The organism is Candidatus Thiothrix sulfatifontis (genome assembly GCA_022828425.1).
In the GTDB taxonomy this organism is placed as follows: Bacteria; Pseudomonadota; Gammaproteobacteria; order Thiotrichales; family Thiotrichaceae; genus Thiothrix; species Thiothrix sulfatifontis.
The window spans coordinates 1,007,581-1,028,186 of sequence record CP094685.1 but is presented as its reverse complement, the minus strand read 5'-3'; the positions used below and the strand labels follow the sequence as shown (position 1 = coordinate 1,028,186).

The following is a 20,606-nucleotide window of genomic DNA, read 5'->3' as shown; positions in this document are numbered from 1 at the left end:
AGATTTGATTCTCACGATTCTGGCATACTGTTTACCATGTTGCACACGTCAGACGCCACCGCCATGCTCCGCAAATGCACCCATACGGGCATTATCGCCATCATTTTCACGGTGTTGCTACCATTATTACAATTTTTTCATGACAGTTTATTGTATTACCGTCACGCCATCGTTGCCGGAGAATATTGGCGTTTCTGGTCAGGCAGTCTGGTGCACACCAATCACTGGCATTTATTATTGAATTTAGCGGGCTTGTGGCTGCTAACGTTTATTGCGCCCCTGCCGTTCCGCATCCGCACCCAACTGCTGCAAATCGGTTGGCTGGCACTCTGTGTCGGCGCGGGCTTGTGGTGGTTTAGCCCTGCTGTCATTTGGTACGCAGGCTTTTCGGGGATTCTGTACGGCTTGTTTATGCTGGGCGGCCTATCCCGTTTACAACAGCGCGACTGGCTAACCGCCGCCATTATCTTATTCGGCGTTTGCGGCAAAACGGGATGGGATTGGTGGCTAGGCGGTAAATCAGCTTCCGCGAGCTTAATCGAAGCGCCCGTGATTTACGCCGCGCATATTTACGGCATGACAGGCGCACTGCTCCTGAGCATCTTCACGCACTGGCAAGGCATTACCAAACCGTGAAATACCTCGCACAACCTTGGCAAACACTGTGCCATCACCTCAATCCCAGTTGTGCTTTTTGCGGGGAAACCCGTATTCCCGGCTACCCGCTCTGCCAGCATTGCCATGCTGAATTGCCTTGGTTATCCGCCGAAGATCAGCGCCCATTACCCGGCTGCACCGCCAGTGTGAGCGCATTTGCTTACCAAGCACCGATCAGCAGCTTATTACTTGGCATTAAATTTGGTAGAAATTTGCGCGAAATCGCCACCCTCGGTGAATTAACCGCCACCGGCATTCTGCCACAATTAACGCAAGTGCCGGATGCCATCCTGCCGGTGCCGTTGCATACCGCCCGCTTACACAAACGCGGCTTTAATCAAGCGCTGGAACTGGCACGCCCGCTCGCCAAGCAGTTGGGCATTCCACTGCTGACACGCCCCATTCAGCGCCGCAAATCTACCCTGCCGCAAACCGAACTGGATGCCAGCCAGCGTCAACACAATGTGCATCAAGCTTTTCAATTGCACACCTCACTCCCCTACCGCCACATTGCGATTTTTGATGACGTTATCACCACCGGCGCAACCGCCCGTGAATTGGCGGCAGTATTACGCGCACAAGGCGTTGCGCATGTTGACATCTGGTCGTGCGCCCGCGCTATCTTGCGCCAAAAGCATGAACTTGACCCACAAATCGACTACCATTAAGCCCTACCCCCAATAAATTGGAAGCAAACACCCATGATTCGCAGCATGACGGCCTTTTCTCACCGCGAACTGACCATTGAACACGGCACACTCCAATGGGAAGCCCGCACCGTTAATCATCGCTACCTCGACATCAGCCTGCGTTTGCCCGAAGAATTCCGCAGTCAAGAAAACAGTTTCCGCGAAACCATCCAAACCAACCTCAAGCGCGGCAAGTTTGAAGCCAGCTTGCGCTTCACGCCCACCACCGGCAACACCAACGAAATTCGCATCAATGAACCGCTGGCACGCGCCCTGATCATTGCCTGCCGCCAATTGGAAACCATTACCGACAACCCCGAACCCCTCAAAGCGGTCGATATTTTACGCTGGCCGGGCGTGGCACAAGACATCGCTCCCGACAAAGACATCCTCAGCGCTCACGCTAAAGCTTTGCTGCAAGACACGCTCGATGATTTGCAGGAAATGCGCGAACGCGAAGGCAAACGCCTTGCCGAATTCATCTACCAACGCCTTGATCAAATTGCCGAAATTACCGTGCGGATTCGCAAACACCGCCCCGGCATCGTTGCCGCGCAACGCGAAAAAATCCTCAACCGTATTGAAGAACTCAGCATTTCCCCCGACTACAACCGTATTGAGCAAGAACTGGTTATCTTGGCGCAACGGCTGGATGTGGAAGAAGAACTCGACCGCCTGATGGCGCATCTGGATGAAATCAATGCCGTATTGGAACGCGACGAACCCGTCGGGCGGCGCTTGGATTTTTTAATGCAAGAACTCAATCGCGAAGCCAATACCCTCGCCTCCAAATCGAACGATTCTGACACCACGCAAGCCGCCGTTGATCTTAAAGTGATGATCGAACAAATCCGCGAGCAAGTGCAAAACATTGAATAACGGTGATAAGATCAGTGCATAGTTCGTCAGAAAACGCCGCGCCTGCGGCGTTTTTTGTCGTAGACTTCGGGGCAGAGGTATGAAATGGAATACAAGGACTACTACAAAACATTAGGGGTGGAACGCAACGCTGATCAAGACAGCATTAAAAAAGCGTTTCGGCGCATGGCAGCCAAATACCACCCTGACCGCAATGCAGAAAAAGGCGCCGAGGCACGCTTCAAAGAAATCAATGAAGCCAATGAAGTCCTAAGCGACCCGACCAAACGCGCCCGTTACGACCAACTGGGTGCTGAATGGCGTGCCGGTCAAAACTTCAAACCGCCGCCAAGCTGGAATAATAATTCCCCGCAATTCGATGCGTCTTTTTTTGAAGGCATTGCGCGGCGTGGTGTCAATAATCAGCAGTCCGCTTCTGGCTTCAGTGATTTTTTTGAAGGCTTATTCGGTGGCAGCTTGCGGCGCAATTCAAGCGGAAATGCCAATGCCGCACACGCCACCTCCGCTGCTGCCACCTTAGACATTGGTATAGAAGACATTTACCGTGGGCTAAAAACGGTGCGCCTGCCGACGGGAGACAGTGTGCAAATCCGCATTCCACCTGACATCTCCGAAGACAAAAGAATCCGCATTCCCGGAAAAGGCGCACACGGAGCCGATGTATTTTTAAAAGTTAAGCTGACGGAACACCCCCTCTACCGACGCGAAGGCAGCCACATTTACCTCGACTTACCGATTGCACCGTGGGAAGCCGCACTCGGCGAAACCGTCACCGTCAAAACACTGGCGGGTAAAATAAGCTTAAAAATCCCACCCGGCTCGCAATCCGGCAGGAAAATGCGCCTGAAAGGACGCGGCCTTGCAGGACAAGAAGCTGGCGATTTGTATATCGTGCTACAAGTTAGTACCCCGCCTGCTGATACGGCGGAACAAAAAGAGTATTATGCGAAAATGAAAACGCTGTTCACTTGGAACCCCCGACAGCACCTCACTTGACAAGGAACCTTATCCTCGGATAACTGTCTGAAAACATTGAATACTCCACACCGAGAAAAGTAGAAATGGCTATGTTACCCCTCACGTCCAAGATAGTTTTATTGGCTGCCTTTATCCTGCCGATTGCTGCACCCAGTGCGGTATCTGGCGCGTTGCCGACTGAAATTAATGGGCAAGCATTGCCGTCACTGGCCACGATGCTGGAGAAAGTTACCCCGGCCGTCGTAAACATTGCCACCGAAGGCCGCCAACCAATTGACGATTCCTTGCTGAACGATCCTTTCTTCAAACGCTTTTTCGGGGATGCCCCTCCGGGCGAGCGGCGCATCAACGGCACAGGTTCCGGCGTGATTATTCACGCACAACGTGGTCACATACTCACCAATTCCCACGTGGTTGAAAGTGCCGACGCGATTCACGTTACCCTGAAAGATGGGCGCAAATACCTCGCAGAAGTGGTGGGAATCGATCCGCGTGCTGACTTAGCGGTGCTACAAATTCCATCGGAACGCTTAACCGCCATGCGCTTTGGCGACTCCGACCGTTTGCGAGTAGGGGATTTCGTGGTAGCAATCGGCAACCCTTACAGCATTGGTCAAACGGTAACGTCGGGCATCATCAGCGCCTTGCACCGCAACCCCGGCATCAGCGAGTACGAGAACTTTATTCAAACAGATGCACCGATTAACCTAGGCAATTCGGGCGGCCCATTGGTTAATTTAAATGGCGAACTGATCGGCATTAACACCGCTATTCTTGGTGATCAAGCGGGTGGCAATTTGGGCATTGGCTTCGCGGTTCCGATCAATACCGCTGCGGGCGTTATCACCCAAATTGTTCAATACGGCAATGTTGAGCGTGGTCAATTGGGGGTTGAAGTACAAGACATTGATACCGCAATGGCGCGTGACTTTGGCATCAAACCTAACGAAGGCGCGATTATCAACCAAGTTCTGGTGGGGTCTCCTGCTGAAAAAGCCGGTGTCGAAGCCGGTGACATCGTGGTAAAAATGAATAATAAAAATGTTCAGGGTGCAGTTGATGTCAAAAACATAATCGGCGATTTGCGAGTAGGCACAGAAGTCAACATGACGTTGTTACGTGCGGGTCGCCCAAGGAATATCACGGTCATTATTGAACCGTCCAAGGCAGAGAAGTCTGCCGCTCCTGCTCGCACTGACAATCTGCGCAATGCAGTGGCTCAACCTTTCTGGGAAAAAGAATTGCGTTAATAGGTGGACACACACCCATCACTAGGGATTCATTTCTCATTAAAGTATTTTATTTTTATAACAGGCAGGAATGCGTTACTATCTTAGTAGATTTAAGATATATTTAATTTATTAAAAGTTTCCGTGAAATATCAAGAAACATGCTGAATGATGCTTAAGCCCGGCATCGGTGTTTCTTGTTTACGGACACAGGTTTGGTTTCCCCAATCCAGACCTGTTCGTTAAACCCCGGCTTTTTAGACCCCCTGTTTGGCCGGGGTTCCTTTTTCTTACTAGGAAGAGGATACCCCTAGGGAAATGAACTCATCCTGAACACTTCACCCCCCCTTCCCCAACCATTTGTCCAAAGTATCCCAACACTCATCCAGTCCCTGCTTGCTAAGCGCGGAAAATGTTTGTACCGAAGCCATGCCGTAATCCGCTAAAGTTTTGCGTACTTGCAACAACACATTCATTCCCGCCCCGCGTGTCAACTTGTCCGATTTGTTGAGCAGCACATGCACCGGCAACATTCTATTGCGTGCCCAGCGCAACATCGCCTGATCGTAATCGGTCATCGGGTGGCGAATATCCATCACCAACACCATCCCGCGTAAGGTATTTCGCTGTGTCAAATACGATTCGATGAACTTCTGCCATTCTAGTTTCACGGCTTCCGGTACTTTGGCGTAGCCGTAACCGGGCAAATCCACCAAAAAATGCGCGTCGGGTAACTGAAAAAAGTTGATCAACTGGGTTCTGCCGGGCGTTTTACTGGTTCTTGCCAACGACTTTTGCGAGCATACGCGATTGATTACGCTAGATTTTCCGGCATTAGAACGCCCAGCAAAGGCAATTTCTAAACCGCCCTCAGCAGGCAGCGTTTTGTGGGTAGTGGCACTTTGCAAAAAAGTAGCCTGTTGGTAATAGCTGTTCATAACGTTAGCGTTCTCTAATATTTTTTGCGGAATACAAGCAGAATATGTTGTACAATTCATTCGTTTTTTTCAGAATACCTTTTCCGCCACCGCGAAAAGGGAGACACTGGGAAAGCTGTAGAGCGTGTGGATATGGTATGCCTGCGTCAGGTTGGGTGCAGATTAAGATGCACTCGGTATGATTGCAAGCAATTGCCACAACCGCGAGAAGACGGTTAGGCAACGTGTGGCATTCAGTGAACATGGGGAGTCACCGGGTGTTGTGCAAAAACATGACAGATTTTGTAGATATTAGGAGCACTTCGATTATGAAAAAAGTACTCATGCTTGTACTGAGTAGCTTGGCTGTCAGTATCGCTACTTCTGCTTGGGCAGAAGGTGGCAATGCTGAAGCAGGCAAAACCAAATCCGCGACATGCGTAGCCTGCCACGGTGCAGACGGCAACAGCGTTAATCCTGAATGGCCTAAACTGGCAGGTCAACACCCAAGCTACATTTTGAAGCAGTTAATGAACTTCAAACACGATGAGCGGGTCAACGCGCTGATGACGCCAATGGCAAAGCCTTTGAGCGATCAAGACATGGCTGACTTGGCGGCTTACTTCTCTTCTCAGGTGAAGAAACCCGGCGAAGCAGACAAAACCAAAGTCGCACTGGGTGAGCAGATTTACAAAGGTGGTAACAATGCCACTGGTGTTGCTGCTTGTGCTGCTTGCCACGGCCCGAACGGTGCTGGCAACCCTGCGGCTAACTTCCCGGCGATCAACGGTCAACACGCGTCTTACATCAAGCTTCAGTTGAACAATTTCCATAAAACTGAACGCGCCAATGACCCTGGCAAAATGATGCGCAATATCGCCGCAGGCATGACAGATGCCGAGATTGAAGCAGTCGCGGAGTACATGGCTGGCTTGCAGTAATGGCATTACCATTCGGTAATATTTTACTGTAGAACAAGGGGTGGCTTTTGCCACCCTTTGTTGTTTTAATCTGTTCATTCTGTCAAGACGATTTTGTGGTATGAGAAACTCGCCAAGCTCCAACGCACGCCTTATTAGTTTTCTGGGTTCGATGAATTTAGCCATCAGTTTGCTGGTGGTAGTTGCTATCGCCTCGGTGATTGGCACTGTACTGCAACAGAACCAACCCTACACCAGTTATCAAATAAAATTCGGCCCTTTCTGGTTCGATTTATTTAAATCACTGGAATTATACGATGTTTATTCAGCATTGTGGTTTTTGGCTATCTTGGCTTTTTTGGTGGTTTCAATTGCCACCTGTGTGGGGCGTAACACGCCCGACATTATCCGCGAATTGCGGCATTTTCGCGAAAATGTGCAGGAAAAATCCCTGCGTGCCATGAAACATCAAGCAGCTCTGAGCAGCGTGCAAGATGCTGACGCCACGCAAGCATTAGCCATTCGAATTTTGCAGGCGCAAGGCTTCAAAACGCGTCAAAAAGTAACGGAAGATCACACCGTTGTGGCAGGTATGAAAGGCGGTGCTAACCACTGGGGTTACTGGCTGACGCACCTTGGTATGATTGTGATTTTTCTTGGCGGTTTGATGGATAGCCGTCTGCCCATTATGATTGCGGAATGGCAGGGCAATCTGAAGCCTGAAACCCGCAATATTCCTGCATCTGAAGTTCCTGCCGTCAGTCAACTGTCGGACAGCAGTTTTTCATACCGTGGTTCTGTCGATATACCGGAAGGCAATCGCGCCAATATTATTTTCCAGCCGGTACGGGATGGCTATTTAGTGCAACACCTGCCGTTTGAGGTGGAAGTCAAAGAATTCCGGGTTGAACATTACAGCACGGGGCAGCCTAAGTCGTTCGAGAGCGACATTGTAATCCATGACAAAGCGCTGAATGCACCGCTGGAAACCACGATTTCGGTTAATCATCCGCTGGTGCATAACGGCGTCGCGATTTATCAAGCAAACTTTGGTGATGGCGGCTCTGAACTCAAGTTGCGATTGAATTCACTGGATAATCGCTATGCCTCGCAGGATGTGGATGGCAAAGTTTTCCGTGATTACACGCTCACCAGTTCCGATCAGCAATATAAGTTAGAGATTAACGATTTCCGCCTCTTCAACATCAATGACATGGAAGACGAAACTGGCAAAATCGACAAAAAGAACGTGGGCCCTAGCGTTACGTTCAAATTGCGTGACGCTACCGGGCAGGCGCTGGAATACCAAAATTACATGAACCCCTTAAACATCAAGGGGCAAAATTATTACATCAGTGGGGTACGCGCCACGCCGAACGAACCTTTCCGTTATTTGCACATCCCGGTTGACCCGAAAGGTGGCATGGAACGCTTTATGCGGTTTTTGTCCAATGTAAAAAATACTGAATTGGTGAAACAATCGGCTCTTCAGACCACGCGTAACTCGATGCAACAAACTACCGTTGCTGACCCGGCGGTTGAAAATCAAATTGTGGAGTCGATGCAACGCCTCACAGCACAATTTGTGACCAAAGGGTCTGAAGGCATTATGCAAGAGATTGCGGCAAAATTCCCGCAAGACAAGCAGCAAAGCGCCGCCGAAGCTTTCATGAAGGTGCTGAACGCTTCCTTGCGTGAGGTTTACAAAGAAACCCTCAAGCAAGAAGGGGTGACGACAGAGCCTACGGAGCAGGATTGGTTGTTCTTTGACGATAGCTTGTTGGCGATGGATAAACTGCCTGCTTACGGTTCGCCGTGGATAATTCACATGAGCAGTTTTAAGCAGATTGAAGCGTCTGGTCTGCAAATCACGCGCTCGCCCGGCAAAGACGTGGTTTACTTCGGTAGTCTCATGCTAACAATAGGGGTATTTCTCCTGTTTTACGTGGCGCATCGTAGAATATGGGTATGGATTAAACCGCTGGGCAATAACCAAGCGGAAATCGTGGTGGCCGGTAGCAGTAATCGCAATCAGCCAGAATTTGAGCGTTATTTCCAACAGTTGCAGGATTTGTTCCAGCAAGTGATGAAACAAGAGGTGAAACATGTCAACTCCCCAACAAACCATTGATTCTCTTATTGATCAACCCAGTCTATTTCAGCAATTGCGCTTGTCGGATTGGTTGTGGGCAGCGCTAGTCATCGCTGCCAGTGTCTGGGTATTCTTCCAATACGGCAGTGTGATGGATGAATACGAAATCGGCATTCTCGCGCTCACCACACCGTCTTTGATAGGCTTGGGTTGGTACTGGAAAGCTTTTCGCCCCTACACTATCGCTGTCGCCTTGTTAAGCTTGCTGGGTATTTGGTTGTATGCCGGTAATTACGCCAATGCGGAGCAAGTTTTTGGCTTGAAATTTCTAGTATCCAGCCAATCTGCCGTGATGTGGATGAGCGCTTTGTTTGTAATGGCGACCGTGACTTACTTCGCTGGGCTGTTCGCCAACAATGCGTTCACCTTGAAAACCGCGTCTTCCATGACGTGGGTAGCCTTGGTGATGGGTTTGACGGGGCTGATGGTACGCTGGTATGAGTCTTATTTGATCGATCCTGAGTTCGGTCACATTCCGGTGAGTAATTTGTACGAAGTCTTTATTCTGTTCAGCATTATCACCGGCTTGCTATACATGTTCTATGAGGGCAAGTATAAAAATCGTTCGCTCGGCGGCTTTGTGTTGTTGGTGATCAGTGCGGCTGTTGCTTTCTTGCTGTGGTACAGCTATGCCAAAGGTGCGCATGAAATTCAACCATTAGTACCTGCATTGAAAAGCTACTGGATGAAAATTCACGTACCGGCTAACTTCATTGGCTACGGTTCATTTGCTTTGGCAGCGATGACCAGCGTCGCTTACTTATTGAAACATCACGGGCAAAAAAGTAATGCCAATGGCTTAATGGCAACTCGCTTGCCGCCATTGGAAATGCTCGATGATATAACTTACAAAGCCATTGCATTAGGTTTCGCGTTTTTCACCATTGCGACCATCCTCGGTGCAATGTGGGCGGCTGAAGCGTGGGGCGGTTACTGGTCATGGGACCCGAAAGAAACTTGGGCATTAATCGTCTGGTTAAACTATGCTGCATGGCTGCATTTACGCTTCTCAAAAGGTTGGCGTGGTACCCCCATGGCTTGGTGGGCGATTGTTGGTTTATTCGTCACGTTGTTTGCGTTCCTCGGAGTGAATATGTTCCTCTCTGGCCTGCATTCTTACGGTGAACTTTAAGCACCACACCTTCTCTAAATAGGGCGAGTTACATAAGCAAGTAACTAATTAATAGTATTTTTAATAAACACAAAAGGGAGATAATAAACCAATGAAACGCACATTAAGCCACACCCTCGGCTTTATGATGGCAGCACTGTTTGCGCTGACGGGCTGTATTCCCGAAGCCAGTCAAGCGCAAGAGTTCAAGGAAGGTACGCATTACGTTACCTTATCACCGACCATTCCCACGCAAGCCCCTGAGGGAAAAGTCGAAGTCGTTGATTTATTCTGGTACGGCTGCCCGCATTGCTATTCGCTGGAACCCACAATTGAGAAGTTCCTCAGCCAAAAGCCTGACAATGTGGTCTTTCAACGTGTGCCTGCTACCCTCAGCCCACGTTGGGAATACCACGCCAAATTGTTCTATGTTGGGCAAATGCTTGATACCGATGGCAGCAAAAATATTCATATAAAAATCTTTGAAGCCTTACAAAAACAGCGCCGTAGAATTAACGATGATGACGCCATGATTCGCTTTTTCAGTGAATTAGGCTTTACGGAGGAGCAGGTGAAGGGCGCATTAAACTCAATGGAAATGAAGACCATGATGGCTCGCGCCAAAGAAGTGGGTGAAAAATCCAAAGCTGATTCCGTGCCAGTTATCATTGTGAATGGCAAATATCGCACTAGCCCTAGCATGGTTGGCAGTGAAGAAACTTTATTGCAAGTTGTTGATTACTTAGTGAAACGCGAGTCCAACTAAGTGTAGGAGAGTAAAATGCGCAAACTCAGTCTGTTGGATAATATTCTAGCCGAAGTCGACCAGTCGTTGCGTGTGGTTCACGCCACCGCACCGACAACAGAACGCCCCAATCCAGCGACGGGTATGCCTGAAACGGCTCCGCTCAATGAAGACGAGCACGCACTGATCGCCAGACTGATGCGCATTAACCATGCCGGTGAAGTGTCTGCCCAAGGTTTATACCGGGGGCAGGCATTAACGGCTAACCGCGCAGACATCCGTGAGCAGATGGAACGCGCTGCCATGGAAGAAAATGATCACCTGAACTGGACAGAAAAACGCCTGCACGAGCTGGGCGGACGCAAAAGCCTGCTGAACCCGCTGTTCTACTGGGGTTCATTCACCATCGGCGCCGTTGCAGGCAAAATTGGTGACAAATGGAGTTTGGGTTTTGTCAAAGAAACCGAAGATCAAGTTGTTAAACATTTGGAAGACCACATTAAGCGCCTCCCTCCACACGCCTTGTCCGACATGGCTATTCTGCAAAAAATGAAAGCCGACGAACAACACCATGCTGAAGTGGCGATGCAAGCCGGTGGTGCTAAATTGCCATTTCTCGCACGCAAATTACTGATGCCGCTGCTGTCCAAAACAATGACAAAAAGCGCCTACTACGTTTAAGTTTGCGCCCAAATGACGTTGGAATAATGCAGGCGTTGCGCGAGACAATCGCACAATGCGTGAGCCAAGTCTGCTAAAGGTTGCTGTACGCCTAAATCTTCGCACTGCGTCACCTGCAAGCCCGCGTAACCACACGGGTTAATGCGCTAAAAGGGTTCTAAATCCATCGCTACATTCAAACTCAAACCGTGGTAAGTGCAGCCTTTGGAAATGCGCAGACCTAACGCCGCAATTTTGCGCCCCGCCACATAAACCCCCGGCGCCTCTCTATCCCCTAAAGCGGTAATGCCATAATGCGCCAGCAAGTCGATTACCGCTTGCTCAATCGCTGTCACCAACTCGCGCACCCCCAACGCTTTACGGCGAATATCCAACAACAGATAAGCCACCAATTGCCCAGGGCCGTGATACGTCACCTGCCCACCGCGATCAATTGGAATCACGGGAATATCACCGGGCGCTAACACATGCGCCATTTTGCCATTACGCCCCAAAGTGAAAACAGGAGGATGCTGTACCAACCAAATTTCATCGGGCGTATCCGCTACACGCTGCTGGGTAAATGCCTGCATTTGCTGCCAAACCGCAACATACTCCAGCAGCCCTAGTTGACGAATGGATAAGGTTGTCGTTAAAGCAGCGGCGCTTACAACGCCCACAACACCAACTCACAGGCTTTTAAATCCTGATACACCGCATCAATTTGCTGCTTACTGGTTGCCCGCAACTTCACGGTCAAGCTGTGGTATTTACCCGCCGAACTGTCACGGCGCTGTACATGCGCTTCGGGGTCAAAATCGTTGTCATGGCGGCATACGATTTCACAAATGCGCACGTGAAATTCCGCGTCTGCCCGCCCCACTATTTTGATGGGGAAATCACAGGGAAATTCCAGTATTAACTCTTCCTGCTGTCCGAAACGTTCCACCGCTCACCTCACGCTTGCGCTATCAATCCGCGAACAACTTCTGGATACCATCCATCACCTGCCGCCACCAGCCGCCCTCACTGACATCTTCCAACGCCAATAAGGGGGTTTCCTTGACGACTTTGCCTAATTCCTGATCCGTAATAATCACTTTGCCCAGTGCGTCACCGCGTTTAATGGGGGCGTCAATGCCTTTATCAAGCTGTATGCCGCCTTTCAATTGGTCATAGCGGCCTTTCACGATGCTCACAAACAAATCATCCACCACCCCGGCAGGCACTTGCGTGGTTTCACCCTTCCAGACGCGCACGTTATCGAGCACCGCGCCCGCACCGTACAACTTGTGCGTTTCAAACGTGCGGAAACCGTATTCCAACAATTGCTGACTCACGTTAGCACGGGCTTCTTCACTTTTGGTACCCAATACCACTGAAATCAAGCGCATGGTGTCACGCTTAGCGGAAGCCACCAAACAATAACCCGCCGACTCGGTATGCCCGGTTTTCAAGCCATCCACCGTGGCATCGCGCCACAATAAGCGATTGCGGTTTTGCTGCTTAATATTGTTGTAGCTGAATTCTTTCTGCGCATACAGCTTGTAATACTCTGGGAAATCATTCACCAACGCTTCGACTAACCGCACAATGTCACGCGCCGTGGTGTAGTGATCGTTGGCAGGCCAGCCAGTAACATTCATGTAACGGGTATCTTGCATCCCCAACTCCAGCGCGGTTTGATTCATGCGCTGTACAAACACTTCTTCACTGCCCGCCACGTGCTCCGCTAGCGCCATCGCCGCATCGTTGCCGGATTGAATAATCATGCCTTTAAGCAATTTCTCAAACGGTACTTTTTTTCCCAGCTCAACAAACATGCGCGAGCCTTCCATTTTCCACGCTTTTTCGCTGATGAGCACTTCATCTTCCAGCTTCACCTTGCCCTTGCCCAAATCCTGATAGATCAGATAAGCGGTCATCAGCTTGGTGATACTGGCTGGCTCCACGCGCATTCCGGGGTTAATGCCCGCCAGCTCTTCACCGCTTTGGAAATCGACCAGCAAATAGCTCTTCGCCTCAATTTCGGGGACACCGGGTGCCATCGCAATAATTTCCGGCGGAATATTCGGATCATTATACGGCGCAGTCGACATATCTTTAGGAGCCGGTTCGCCCGTACTCGGCGCAGCCGACTCAGGGGCAGCCATCACGATGCCGCCAGCCAGCAACCCTGCTAACAATAACGGTTTAAGAATCCTTATAAACATTAACAATCCTTTTACTGAATTACTTACCAGCAACCACCTTGAAATTCGCCAAGCCATTACTTTGCAGTATATCTTTCACGTTATCAATTTGATCTTGGTTGTATAAAGGTCCAACCCGAACCTGATACATTTCGCGACCTTCTTGTTGCGCGGTCGCCATTTCTGTTTTCGCCAGCCCAACCGAAGTCAGACGCACAAACATATCCAGCGAAGTATTGCGATCCGGCCACGTACCGGCGATCACATAATAAGGCTTGGACTTATCCACCGGCTCCGCTGTTTTAGCCAGTGGCGGCAGCGCGTTAGGCTTAGCGGTAGCGGCCTGAAGTTCCGGCGGTAATTGTTCAGGCGGAATAGCAGCCACCTCAACCGGCGCACCGCTTTTCGCCTTAATCCCCAACGCATTTGCGGCAGCAAACGATAGCTGAATTAAATCGCCGCTCTCAAACGGGCCACGATCATTAATACGCACAATAATGTGCTGACCATTTTGTTGATTAGTCACTTTAGCAAAACTGGGCAAAGGCAACGTGCGGTGTGCCGCAGAATAGCTATACATGTCAAACACTTCACAACCAGCGGTCGCAGTGCCTTGGTATTCTGCGCCGTACCACGCTGCCGTGCCTTTCTCGGCATAACCAGCCGCCGAATCAAGCACTTGGTATGTTTTGCCTTCGATTGTGTAAGCGGGATCATTGCCACACGGCGCACGATCTCCAGCATTCGACCCGGCTGGAAGCGGTAGCGCACTGACCGCTTCTTTTTTAGCACCATTGCCGCTGCAAGCCATCAACCCCATAGTCATGGAAGCCAATAAGACTCCCGAAAATCGCCAGTTTATTGTCATCGTATTGTCCAGCTTCTTATCATTGCCCACTGAAAAAACCAATCCACGCAATGATGCGTGGATCATGCCACTATTATTATCACTACCGTCATCAAAAACCAAACTTACGCTTACGGATTTCCTGCGCAAGCTGATGCACCGCCATCGCGTATTTTACACTGGGATTATAACGGGTAATGGCATAGAAATTATCCCCGCCTACCCAGTATTCATCCGTAGTGCCTTCCAGTTTAATCAAACTCACTTTAGCCGAATTAATAGCCCCCTGCGGCCTTACCCCTTTCGCGGCCAAATCAGCCAAAGTACGCGAAGGTTTTTTCGGACTGGTTTCGGCAATACTAGCATAGCCACCACCCGAAACATAAGCCGGAACTGCCACCCCTGTTCCGCGTTTCCAGCCATTTTTTGCAAAATAATTCGCGACACTGGGGATAGCATCTTGCGGACTCCACAAATCACGCTTGCCATCGCGGTTGCCATCAACCGCGTAACTGCGGTAGCTGCTGGAGATAAATTGCCCTAGCCCCATCGCTCCGGCATAAGACCCGTTGAAAATTTGGGGGCGTACTTTTTCTTCACGCGACAACAGCAAAAACTGTTCCAGTTCTTTCTGATAAAAACTGGCACGACGCGGGAAATCAAAGCCTAATGTTGTCAATGCTTGCAAGGTATTGTGCTTGCCAGTATTTTTACCGTACTGCGTTTCCACCCCAATAATTGCCACCAAATACTCCGTATCCACCCCGTATTGGCGCGTCGCCGCATCCAACAGAGCAGCGTTGCGGTTCCAAAAATCCACCCCGCCGCTAATGCGCTCTTCGGTCAAGAAAATGGGGCGATAGGCACGCCATACCTGCCCTTCCGTCGGTGCGCCTGCCTTGGTCAACGCCTCTTTATCCCGTTGCACCCCAGAAAACGTCTGTTCCAAAAACGCAATGTCAAAACCGTGTTGGTTATTCATTTTCCCAATGAATTGGCGCATCGCGGGGTAATTGGCGTAGTCGCCACGCAATCCGGCAGGCGTATTCACCGGCTGGCGAGGTGTTGTCGAAATCGGAGGCTGCTGCTGAGCAGGGATATTGCCCCCCATCGGCGGTGTCACTACCGTCTGCCTAATCACGCTGGAAGGTGAACCGTTTTGCTGTTGGCTAGACGGCGCATTCGCAACAGGTGGCGCGAATACCCACGGCCATTGTGGGCTCGCCGCGCAGCCCCCTAACACCCCGCCGATTAATACCACGCTCACCAGCTTACCCAGTGATTTATGCCTTTGAACAGAATCGTGCATGATTTTCATAGCCTCCGTCTCCAAACTGCTGGGGGGAAAGCATGAAAATCCGTTTTCAGCCATCCCATTGATAAATGCGTTTACGTTTCTTCATTCCCATAATGATACCGAAGGCCATCATCAGCGTAACCACCGAGGTTCCCCCGTAGCTCACTAAAGGCAGTGGCACTCCCACCACCGGCAGCATTCCGCTGACCATGCCGGTATTCACAAACAGGTAAAAGAAGAATGACACACTCAAACTGCCGCCCAGTAGACGTGCAAAAGTATCTTCGCCTTTACTGGCTAAATATAAGCCTCGCCAGATAATAAACAGGTACAAGCCCATTAAAATCAAATTACCGACTAAGCCGAATTCTTCACCAAAAACCGCAAAAATGAAGTCTGTGTGCCGTTCGGGTAGGAAGTCCAGATGCGCCTGATCGCCTTGCATCCAACCTTTTCCATACGCCCCACCCGAACCAATCGCAATTTTTGACTGATAAATATGGTATCCAGTTCCCAACAAATCCGATTCTGGATTCAAAAGTGTATCAACTCGCTTGCGTTGGTAATCGTGCATCCCAAAAAAGTACAACAACGGTGCGGCGATCGTGACAAAAGCAACCGCCCCGCCAATCAACCACCAGGACATCCCCGCCAGATAAATCACAAAAAAACCTGACGTCGCAATTAACAAAGCGGTTCCCAAATCCGGTTGCTTCATCACCAATAGCATGGGTACCAATACCAATATCAGCGCAATCACAATATCAACAAAACGTGGTGGTAACGGTTTCTCAGAAAAGTAATACGCCACCATCATCGGTACCGCCAATTTCATGATTTCCGCAGGCTGTACGTCAACGCCAATGTACAACCATCGGGTCGCTCCTTTTTTAGTGACGCCGATAATCAACACCAAAATCAGCAATACAACCCCAATCCCGTACAACCAGATCGACCACTGCCGCAAGGTTTTGCTGGAAATTTGCGAAAACAGCACCAGCAAACCCAAGCCAATCGAAAAGTGCACCATTTGGCGTTGCACCTGCTCCATATTGCCATCGCTGGCGCTGTAGAGCGTCGCCAAGCCCAGAAAGACCAATAACGACAAAACCGCCAGCAATACCGCATCCACGCGTTGTAGCGCCACAATCAACCACGAAGGCAACAAACTGTTAATCACCGTCTACCTCCTGTTTTTTTCTTCTTGGCGGGTTTTTTTTCAGCTTCGGCAGGTGGTATCGCCACGGTTTCCTGATGCGCCACCTCACCGGCGGGCTTTAACATATTTTCACCGTACTGCTGGAGCAAATACGCATCCATTAATTTACGTGCCAACGGTGCAGCCGTCGCGCCGCCGCCGCCCATCGCATTTTCCATGATCACCGCGACCGCAATTTTGGGATTATCCGCAGGTGCAAACCCCACAAACAACGCATGGTCACGCAAACGCTTGGCAATGCGCCCGGCATTGTATTTCCCGCCCGCCAAACCGAATACCTGCGCCGTACCTGTCTTACCGGCAATGCGGTAATCCGCGCCCGCGCCCGCCGCCCGTGCCGTACCGCCAGGGCGCATCACGTTTTCCATCCCCTGAATGGTCAGCGACCAATAGTTATCCTTCGCCTCAACGCTCGGAAACGGCTCCGGCTTAAGAATACTCTCTTCCTGATTACGCGCAGTGCGCACCCCACGCAGCACGTGCGGCTTCAAACGCACCCCACGATTCGCCATGATGGTGGTGGCATGAGCCAATTGCAGTGGCGTTGCCAACCAATACCCTTGCCCAATCCCAATGTTGACTGTATCCCCTGGAAACCAACTGCGCTTGTGGCGCTTTTCCTTCCACTCTTTGCTCGGCATTAACCCGGACGCTTCTGACGGCAAATCAATGCCGGTTTTTTCACCAAAACCGAAACGCTTCATGGCAGTGGAAAAGCGGTCAATTCCCATCCGGTACGCCAAATCGTAAAAATAAGTGTCACACGATTGCTGAATCGCGTATTTCAAATCCACTGAACCGTGCCCGCGCTTGTTCCAACACCGAAACGCATGTTTCTGGCCTTGCAAACGAAAGAAACCGGGGTCATACACCCGACTGCCAGGCGTAATAACACCCTCAATCAAGCCCGCCACCCCCACCATCGGCTTAATGGTCGAGCCGGGTGGATACGTGCCTTGCAAGGCGCGGTTAAACAAAGGGCGACCGGGGTCTTCACGCAACGTGCTGTAATCTTTCTGCGAAATGCCATTAATAAACAAATTGGGGTCAAACGTCGGCACACTTGCCAAAGCGAGCACTTCACCATTGCTGGGATCCATGGCTACGATAGCGCCGCGCTCATTTTTTAATAATTTTTCAGCAAAAATTTGCAGGTTAATATCCAGCCCAAGGAATAACTCTTGACCACCGATCGGATCTTTTTTATTCAAGACTTTTTGCTGCTTGCCGTGGGCGTCCACCTCGATCAACTGATAGCCCGCTTGACCGTGTAAACGTGCTTCGTGTGAGGCTTCAATGCCTGTTTTGCCGATGTGAGTGGTACCGATGTATTCATCTTTATTGAGTTTTCCCAAATCACTGGCGTCAATACGTCCCACGTAACCGATGACGTGGCTGGCAGTTTCGACCAGAGGGTAATAGCGCTCCATGCGCTTTTCCACCCGTGCACCGCGAAAACGCGGACCGTTTACCGCTAAGATGGCCTGTTCTTCCTCGGTCAAATTGCCTCGAATGAGAATAGGCTGGTATTTGAAATTGCGGGCTTGTGTTTTGAATAAGCGTATGTCTTTTTCCGCCAAGGGAATAACCGTGCCCAAACGTTCCACGAACATGTCGACATCGGCTAACGAAGATTTGCCATCAGCATTTTCATCACCGATATTATCGCGCACCACTTCAAGCACGTATTGCGTATGGCTGTCGGCTAACAGCACACCGTTACGGTCATAAATTTGACCACGGTTAGGCGGAATGGGAATGCGTTTCTGGTAATGCTGGCGGGAAAGCTCAGAATATTTGTTGTGCTCGGAGACTTGGAGCTGGTAAACCCTCCCCAAGATCCCCAACAGGGCAAACAATATAAAAATGCCCGCGACCATAGCCCGCACGTTGAACATGTGCTGCTCATCACGTTCTAATTTGATTGGTCTATCGCTCATACCTTCGCGAGCATCCTGTCTGCCCTAACTAAAATCGGGCGACTATAACAGATTAACGGCTTAAGAAAACGGAATCTCGTCAGGTTGCTCGGTATTATAGCGCTCAATGCTCTTCATGATTTCTTGCTGCGCTTCTTCGAGACCTGCCCAGCCTTCCACCTTGACCCATTTGTCAGCATCCAGCTCTTTATAACGCTCAAAGAAGTGCTGAATTTGGCTCAACAACAATTGCGGCAGTTGGTCATAAGAGTGAATATCACGGTACCCAGAAGACAGCTTGTGTGCCGGAACCGCTACAATTTTAGCATCAATACCGGACTCATCCGACATTTTCAACATACCCACTGGGCGCACCGGAATCACACAACCGTGCATCAAGGGCGTAGGCGTGACCACCAACACATCGGTAGGGTCGCCATCTTCTGCCAAAGTATGCGGAATAAAGCCATAATTTGCCGGGTAAAACATCGGGGTAGACAGGAAACGGTCAACGAATAACGCCCCACTCGCCTTGTCCAATTCATACTTCACGGGGGTAGACAATGCCGGGATTTCAATAATCACATTGACGGAATGGGGTACGTCATTCCCGACAGGAACTTTATCAATATTCATGGTTTACTCTACTCTTGTGTAAAAATCACGGTATTATAACGCCTGTTAGCGATTCCCACAGCAACTAACCACGATTACTTGTCGACAATTTCAAGAGAACAGCATGGCACATTCATTACGCGACCAACTCCTCAAAGCCGGGTTAGTCACCGAAGAACAGCTTGAAAAAGCGAATCAACCTAAACCTGCCCCTCGGCAGCAGTCGCAACCGCGCAACCAAGCCCCGCGCCGCGACAACCGACCTGCTGTGCCGGTAGAAAAACCACCACGCCCCGCCATCAAAGCGCCACGCCCAACGCCCAAAGAAAAAAGCGACCTTGAACAATTTTACGCAGCCCGCGCCAAAACCGAACGCGAAGAGCGCGAACAAGCCGAACAGCGCCAACGCGAAATCGCCGCCCGCCGCAAACAAACCCGCGAACAAGTTGCCGCGCTCATCAGCGCCAACCTACAGAATGTCGACGATGCTGACATTCGCTACAATTTTGTGGTCGGCGAAAACATCAAATACCTCTACGTCACCGAAGCCCAACAGCAAGCCTTAGCCGCTGGCGAACTCGCTATTATTTTCCTTGGCGGCAAACGTTGCCTGATTCCGCTCGACATTGCGCAACAAATTTTAGCACTCGACCCCGACAAACTCATTGTCATCAATAGCCCCGAAGAACCCAGTGAAGCGCCAGAATCAGCCGCTTAAACCATCGCCAGCGCTTGCTTGTATAACTGGTTTTTCGGCAATCCGGTCAAACGGGCAGCAATCGCGGCTGCCTGTTTCACCGGCAACTCTTCCAACAACACCGCCAGAATACTGTCCGCACGCAAGGCACTGAGTTGTTCCTGATCTTCGTTTGCCACCTTACCCGCCACCACCACCACGAATTCACCGCGTGACATATTGGTATCGGTACTCAGTTGCGCGACTAATTCACCCGCGCTACCTCGGTAAATGCTTTCAAACAGCTTGGTCAATTCGCGCAATACCACCACCGGGCGCTCCTCACCCAAGGTGCTTGCCACGTCCGCCAGCATCTCGGCAATGCGGTGGCTGGATTCGTAAAACACCAAAGTGCGCGGTTCATCCTGTAAACTTTCCAGCCATTTGCGTCGCGACACCGCTTTTGCCGGTAAAAAACCTTCAAACACAAACCGATCCGTCGGCAACCCTGCCACCGACAACGCCGCAATCAAGGCACTTGCCCCCGGAATCGGCACGATTTTGCAGCCCGCATTCCCCAAGGCATGAACCAGCTTGTAACCGGGATCGCTGATCAACGGCGTACCCGCATCGCTGACCAACGCCAATTGCATTCCTTGTTCCAATTCGGCTTGGATACTGGCAACACGCCCCGCCTCATTGTAATCGTGCAAACTCGCCAACGACCCTTGAATGCCAAAATGGGTGAGCAAGCCACGGGTCACGCGGGTATCTTCCGCATAAATCTTATCCACTTCCGCCAAGATGCGTTTAGCACGTTCTGTCATATCCGCCAAATTACCGATAGGCGTTGCCACGCAATATAAAATGCCTTGTTTCATTCGATTCCCCAAACAACGAACCG

20 protein-coding genes and 1 pseudogene are annotated in these 20,606 nt (G+C 50.5%); 11 read left to right on the top strand and 10 right to left on the bottom strand.

The genetic code is table 11. The features are described from left to right. The first annotated feature begins 36 nt into the window (after positions 1–36). From rrtA to L3K52_05195, 5 genes are all read left to right on the top strand, one after another. Positions 37–636 (top strand): rhombosortase, encoded by a 600-nt coding sequence (gene rrtA / locus L3K52_05215; GenBank protein UOG93131.1) that lies wholly within the window; start codon positions 37–39, stop codon positions 634–636. Then, on the top strand, positions 633–1,325 hold the full coding sequence (locus tag L3K52_05210) for a ComF family protein (protein ID UOG93130.1): 693 nt from the start codon (positions 633–635) through the stop codon (positions 1,323–1,325). The genes rrtA and L3K52_05210 overlap by 4 nt, the downstream gene beginning before the upstream one ends. A gap of 33 nt (positions 1,326–1,358) precedes the next feature. After that, entirely contained in the window at positions 1,359–2,225 is an 867-nt protein-coding gene (locus L3K52_05205; protein UOG93129.1) for a YicC family protein, read from the top strand. 84 nt (positions 2,226–2,309) lie between these two features. Next, a complete protein-coding gene (locus tag L3K52_05200) occupies positions 2,310–3,221 on the top strand; it encodes a DnaJ domain-containing protein (protein UOG93128.1) in 912 nt (303 codons plus the stop codon). Between the two features lie 65 nt (positions 3,222–3,286). After that, on the top strand, positions 3,287–4,453 hold the full coding sequence (locus L3K52_05195) for a Do family serine endopeptidase (protein UOG93127.1): 1,167 nt from the start codon (positions 3,287–3,289) through the stop codon (positions 4,451–4,453). A 317-nt stretch (positions 4,454–4,770) separates the two neighbouring features. Here the strand turns inward: L3K52_05195 and yihA are convergent, their stop codons facing one another. Further along, a complete protein-coding gene (gene yihA / locus L3K52_05190; protein ID UOG93126.1) occupies positions 4,771–5,370 on the bottom strand; it encodes a ribosome biogenesis GTP-binding protein YihA/YsxC in 600 nt (199 codons plus the stop codon). Between the two features lie 308 nt (positions 5,371–5,678). Here yihA and L3K52_05185 point away from each other — a divergent pair, with 308 nt between their 5' ends. The 5 genes from L3K52_05185 to coq7 all read left to right on the top strand — a co-directional run bounded on the left by L3K52_05185 (position 5,679) and on the right by coq7 (position 10,958). Continuing rightward, positions 5,679–6,290, top strand: coding sequence for a cytochrome c4 (locus L3K52_05185; GenBank protein UOG93125.1), 612 nt, complete (start codon positions 5,679–5,681; stop codon positions 6,288–6,290). A 100-nt stretch (positions 6,291–6,390) separates the two neighbouring features. After that, complete coding sequence (locus tag L3K52_05180) at positions 6,391–8,400, top strand: cytochrome c biogenesis protein ResB (GenBank protein UOG93124.1); 2,010 nt, start codon at positions 6,391–6,393, stop codon at positions 8,398–8,400. Further along, positions 8,375–9,553, top strand: a complete 1,179-nt coding sequence (gene ccsB / locus L3K52_05175; protein ID UOG93123.1) for a c-type cytochrome biogenesis protein CcsB — start codon at positions 8,375–8,377, stop codon at positions 9,551–9,553. The genes L3K52_05180 and ccsB overlap by 26 nt, the downstream gene beginning before the upstream one ends. Positions 9,554–9,644: 91 nt before the next feature. Further along, positions 9,645–10,298, top strand: a complete 654-nt coding sequence (locus tag L3K52_05170; GenBank protein UOG93122.1) for a thiol:disulfide interchange protein DsbA/DsbL — start codon at positions 9,645–9,647, stop codon at positions 10,296–10,298. Positions 10,299–10,313: 15 nt separating this feature from the next. Beyond that, entirely contained in the window at positions 10,314–10,958 is a 645-nt protein-coding gene (gene coq7, locus L3K52_05165) for a 2-polyprenyl-3-methyl-6-methoxy-1,4-benzoquinone monooxygenase (GenBank protein UOG93121.1), read from the top strand. Here coq7 and lipB read toward each other — a convergent pair. The 8 genes and pseudogenes from lipB to ppa all read right to left on the bottom strand — a co-directional run bounded on the left by lipB (position 10,955) and on the right by ppa (position 19,047). Next, a pseudogene (lipB, locus tag L3K52_05160) lies at positions 10,955–11,530 on the bottom strand (lipoyl(octanoyl) transferase LipB). The gene coq7 and the pseudogene lipB overlap by 4 nt on opposite strands. A gap of 74 nt (positions 11,531–11,604) precedes the next feature. Then, positions 11,605–11,886, bottom strand: a complete 282-nt coding sequence (locus L3K52_05155; GenBank protein ID UOG93120.1) for a DUF493 domain-containing protein — start codon at positions 11,884–11,886, stop codon at positions 11,605–11,607. A gap of 22 nt (positions 11,887–11,908) precedes the next feature. Then, positions 11,909–13,150, bottom strand: a complete 1,242-nt coding sequence (locus L3K52_05150) for a D-alanyl-D-alanine carboxypeptidase (GenBank protein UOG93119.1) — start codon at positions 13,148–13,150, stop codon at positions 11,909–11,911. A gap of 19 nt (positions 13,151–13,169) precedes the next feature. Next, complete coding sequence (locus tag L3K52_05145; protein UOG93969.1) at positions 13,170–13,955, bottom strand: septal ring lytic transglycosylase RlpA family protein; 786 nt, start codon at positions 13,953–13,955, stop codon at positions 13,170–13,172. Positions 13,956–14,088: 133 nt separating this feature from the next. Continuing rightward, positions 14,089–15,294 carry a lytic murein transglycosylase B gene (gene mltB, locus L3K52_05140; GenBank protein UOG93118.1) on the bottom strand — a complete coding sequence of 402 codons (1,206 nt, stop codon included), beginning with the start codon at positions 15,292–15,294 and terminating at the stop codon, positions 14,089–14,091. A gap of 46 nt (positions 15,295–15,340) precedes the next feature. After that, positions 15,341–16,453, bottom strand: coding sequence for a rod shape-determining protein RodA (rodA, locus tag L3K52_05135; protein UOG93117.1), 1,113 nt, complete (start codon positions 16,451–16,453; stop codon positions 15,341–15,343). After that, positions 16,450–18,432, bottom strand: a complete 1,983-nt coding sequence (gene mrdA, locus L3K52_05130; GenBank protein UOG93116.1) for a penicillin-binding protein 2 — start codon at positions 18,430–18,432, stop codon at positions 16,450–16,452. The genes rodA and mrdA overlap by 4 nt, the downstream gene beginning before the upstream one ends. A 60-nt stretch (positions 18,433–18,492) precedes the next feature. Beyond that, positions 18,493–19,047, bottom strand: coding sequence for an inorganic diphosphatase (ppa, locus tag L3K52_05125; protein ID UOG93115.1), 555 nt, complete (start codon positions 19,045–19,047; stop codon positions 18,493–18,495). 103 nt (positions 19,048–19,150) lie between these two features. Here ppa and L3K52_05120 point away from each other — a divergent pair, with 103 nt between their 5' ends. Beyond that, positions 19,151–19,744: a DUF2058 domain-containing protein gene (locus L3K52_05120; GenBank protein UOG93114.1), complete on the top strand. Its 594-nt coding sequence runs from the start codon at positions 19,151–19,153 to the stop codon at positions 19,742–19,744. Here L3K52_05120 and rsmI read toward each other — a convergent pair. After that, positions 19,741–20,583 (bottom strand): 16S rRNA (cytidine(1402)-2'-O)-methyltransferase, encoded by an 843-nt coding sequence (gene rsmI / locus L3K52_05115; protein ID UOG93113.1) that lies wholly within the window; start codon positions 20,581–20,583, stop codon positions 19,741–19,743. The genes L3K52_05120 and rsmI overlap by 4 nt on opposite strands. Positions 20,584–20,606 lie beyond the last annotated feature (23 nt).

Excerpts from the sequence above, each read along its gene's own strand:
- mltB (UOG93118.1), bottom strand. The coding sequence starts at position 15,294 with ATGAAAATCATGCACGATTCTGTTCAAAGGCATAAATCACTGGGTAAG.
- ccsB (UOG93123.1), top strand. The coding sequence starts at position 8,375 with ATGTCAACTCCCCAACAAACCATTGATTCTCTTATTGATCAACCCAGT.
- L3K52_05200 (UOG93128.1), top strand. The coding sequence starts at position 2,310 with ATGGAATACAAGGACTACTACAAAACATTAGGGGTGGAACGCAACGCT.
- L3K52_05185 (UOG93125.1), top strand. The coding sequence starts at position 5,679 with ATGAAAAAAGTACTCATGCTTGTACTGAGTAGCTTGGCTGTCAGTATC.
- ppa (UOG93115.1), bottom strand. The coding sequence starts at position 19,047 with ATGAATATTGATAAAGTTCCTGTCGGGAATGACGTACCCCATTCCGTC.
- L3K52_05195 (UOG93127.1), top strand. The coding sequence starts at position 3,287 with ATGGCTATGTTACCCCTCACGTCCAAGATAGTTTTATTGGCTGCCTTT.
- mrdA (UOG93116.1), bottom strand. The coding sequence starts at position 18,432 with ATGAGCGATAGACCAATCAAATTAGAACGTGATGAGCAGCACATGTTC.
- rrtA (UOG93131.1), top strand. The coding sequence starts at position 37 with ATGTTGCACACGTCAGACGCCACCGCCATGCTCCGCAAATGCACCCAT.
- L3K52_05180 (UOG93124.1), top strand. The coding sequence starts at position 6,391 with ATGAGAAACTCGCCAAGCTCCAACGCACGCCTTATTAGTTTTCTGGGT.
- L3K52_05145 (UOG93969.1), bottom strand. The coding sequence starts at position 13,955 with ATGACTATGGGGTTGATGGCTTGCAGCGGCAATGGTGCTAAAAAAGAA.
- L3K52_05120 (UOG93114.1), top strand. The coding sequence starts at position 19,151 with ATGGCACATTCATTACGCGACCAACTCCTCAAAGCCGGGTTAGTCACC.
- yihA (UOG93126.1), bottom strand. The coding sequence starts at position 5,370 with ATGAACAGCTATTACCAACAGGCTACTTTTTTGCAAAGTGCCACTACC.
- L3K52_05205 (UOG93129.1), top strand. The coding sequence starts at position 1,359 with ATGATTCGCAGCATGACGGCCTTTTCTCACCGCGAACTGACCATTGAA.
- coq7 (UOG93121.1), top strand. The coding sequence starts at position 10,314 with ATGCGCAAACTCAGTCTGTTGGATAATATTCTAGCCGAAGTCGACCAG.
- rsmI (UOG93113.1), bottom strand. The coding sequence starts at position 20,583 with ATGAAACAAGGCATTTTATATTGCGTGGCAACGCCTATCGGTAATTTG.
- L3K52_05150 (UOG93119.1), bottom strand. The coding sequence starts at position 13,150 with ATGTTTATAAGGATTCTTAAACCGTTATTGTTAGCAGGGTTGCTGGCT.
- L3K52_05170 (UOG93122.1), top strand. The coding sequence starts at position 9,645 with ATGAAACGCACATTAAGCCACACCCTCGGCTTTATGATGGCAGCACTG.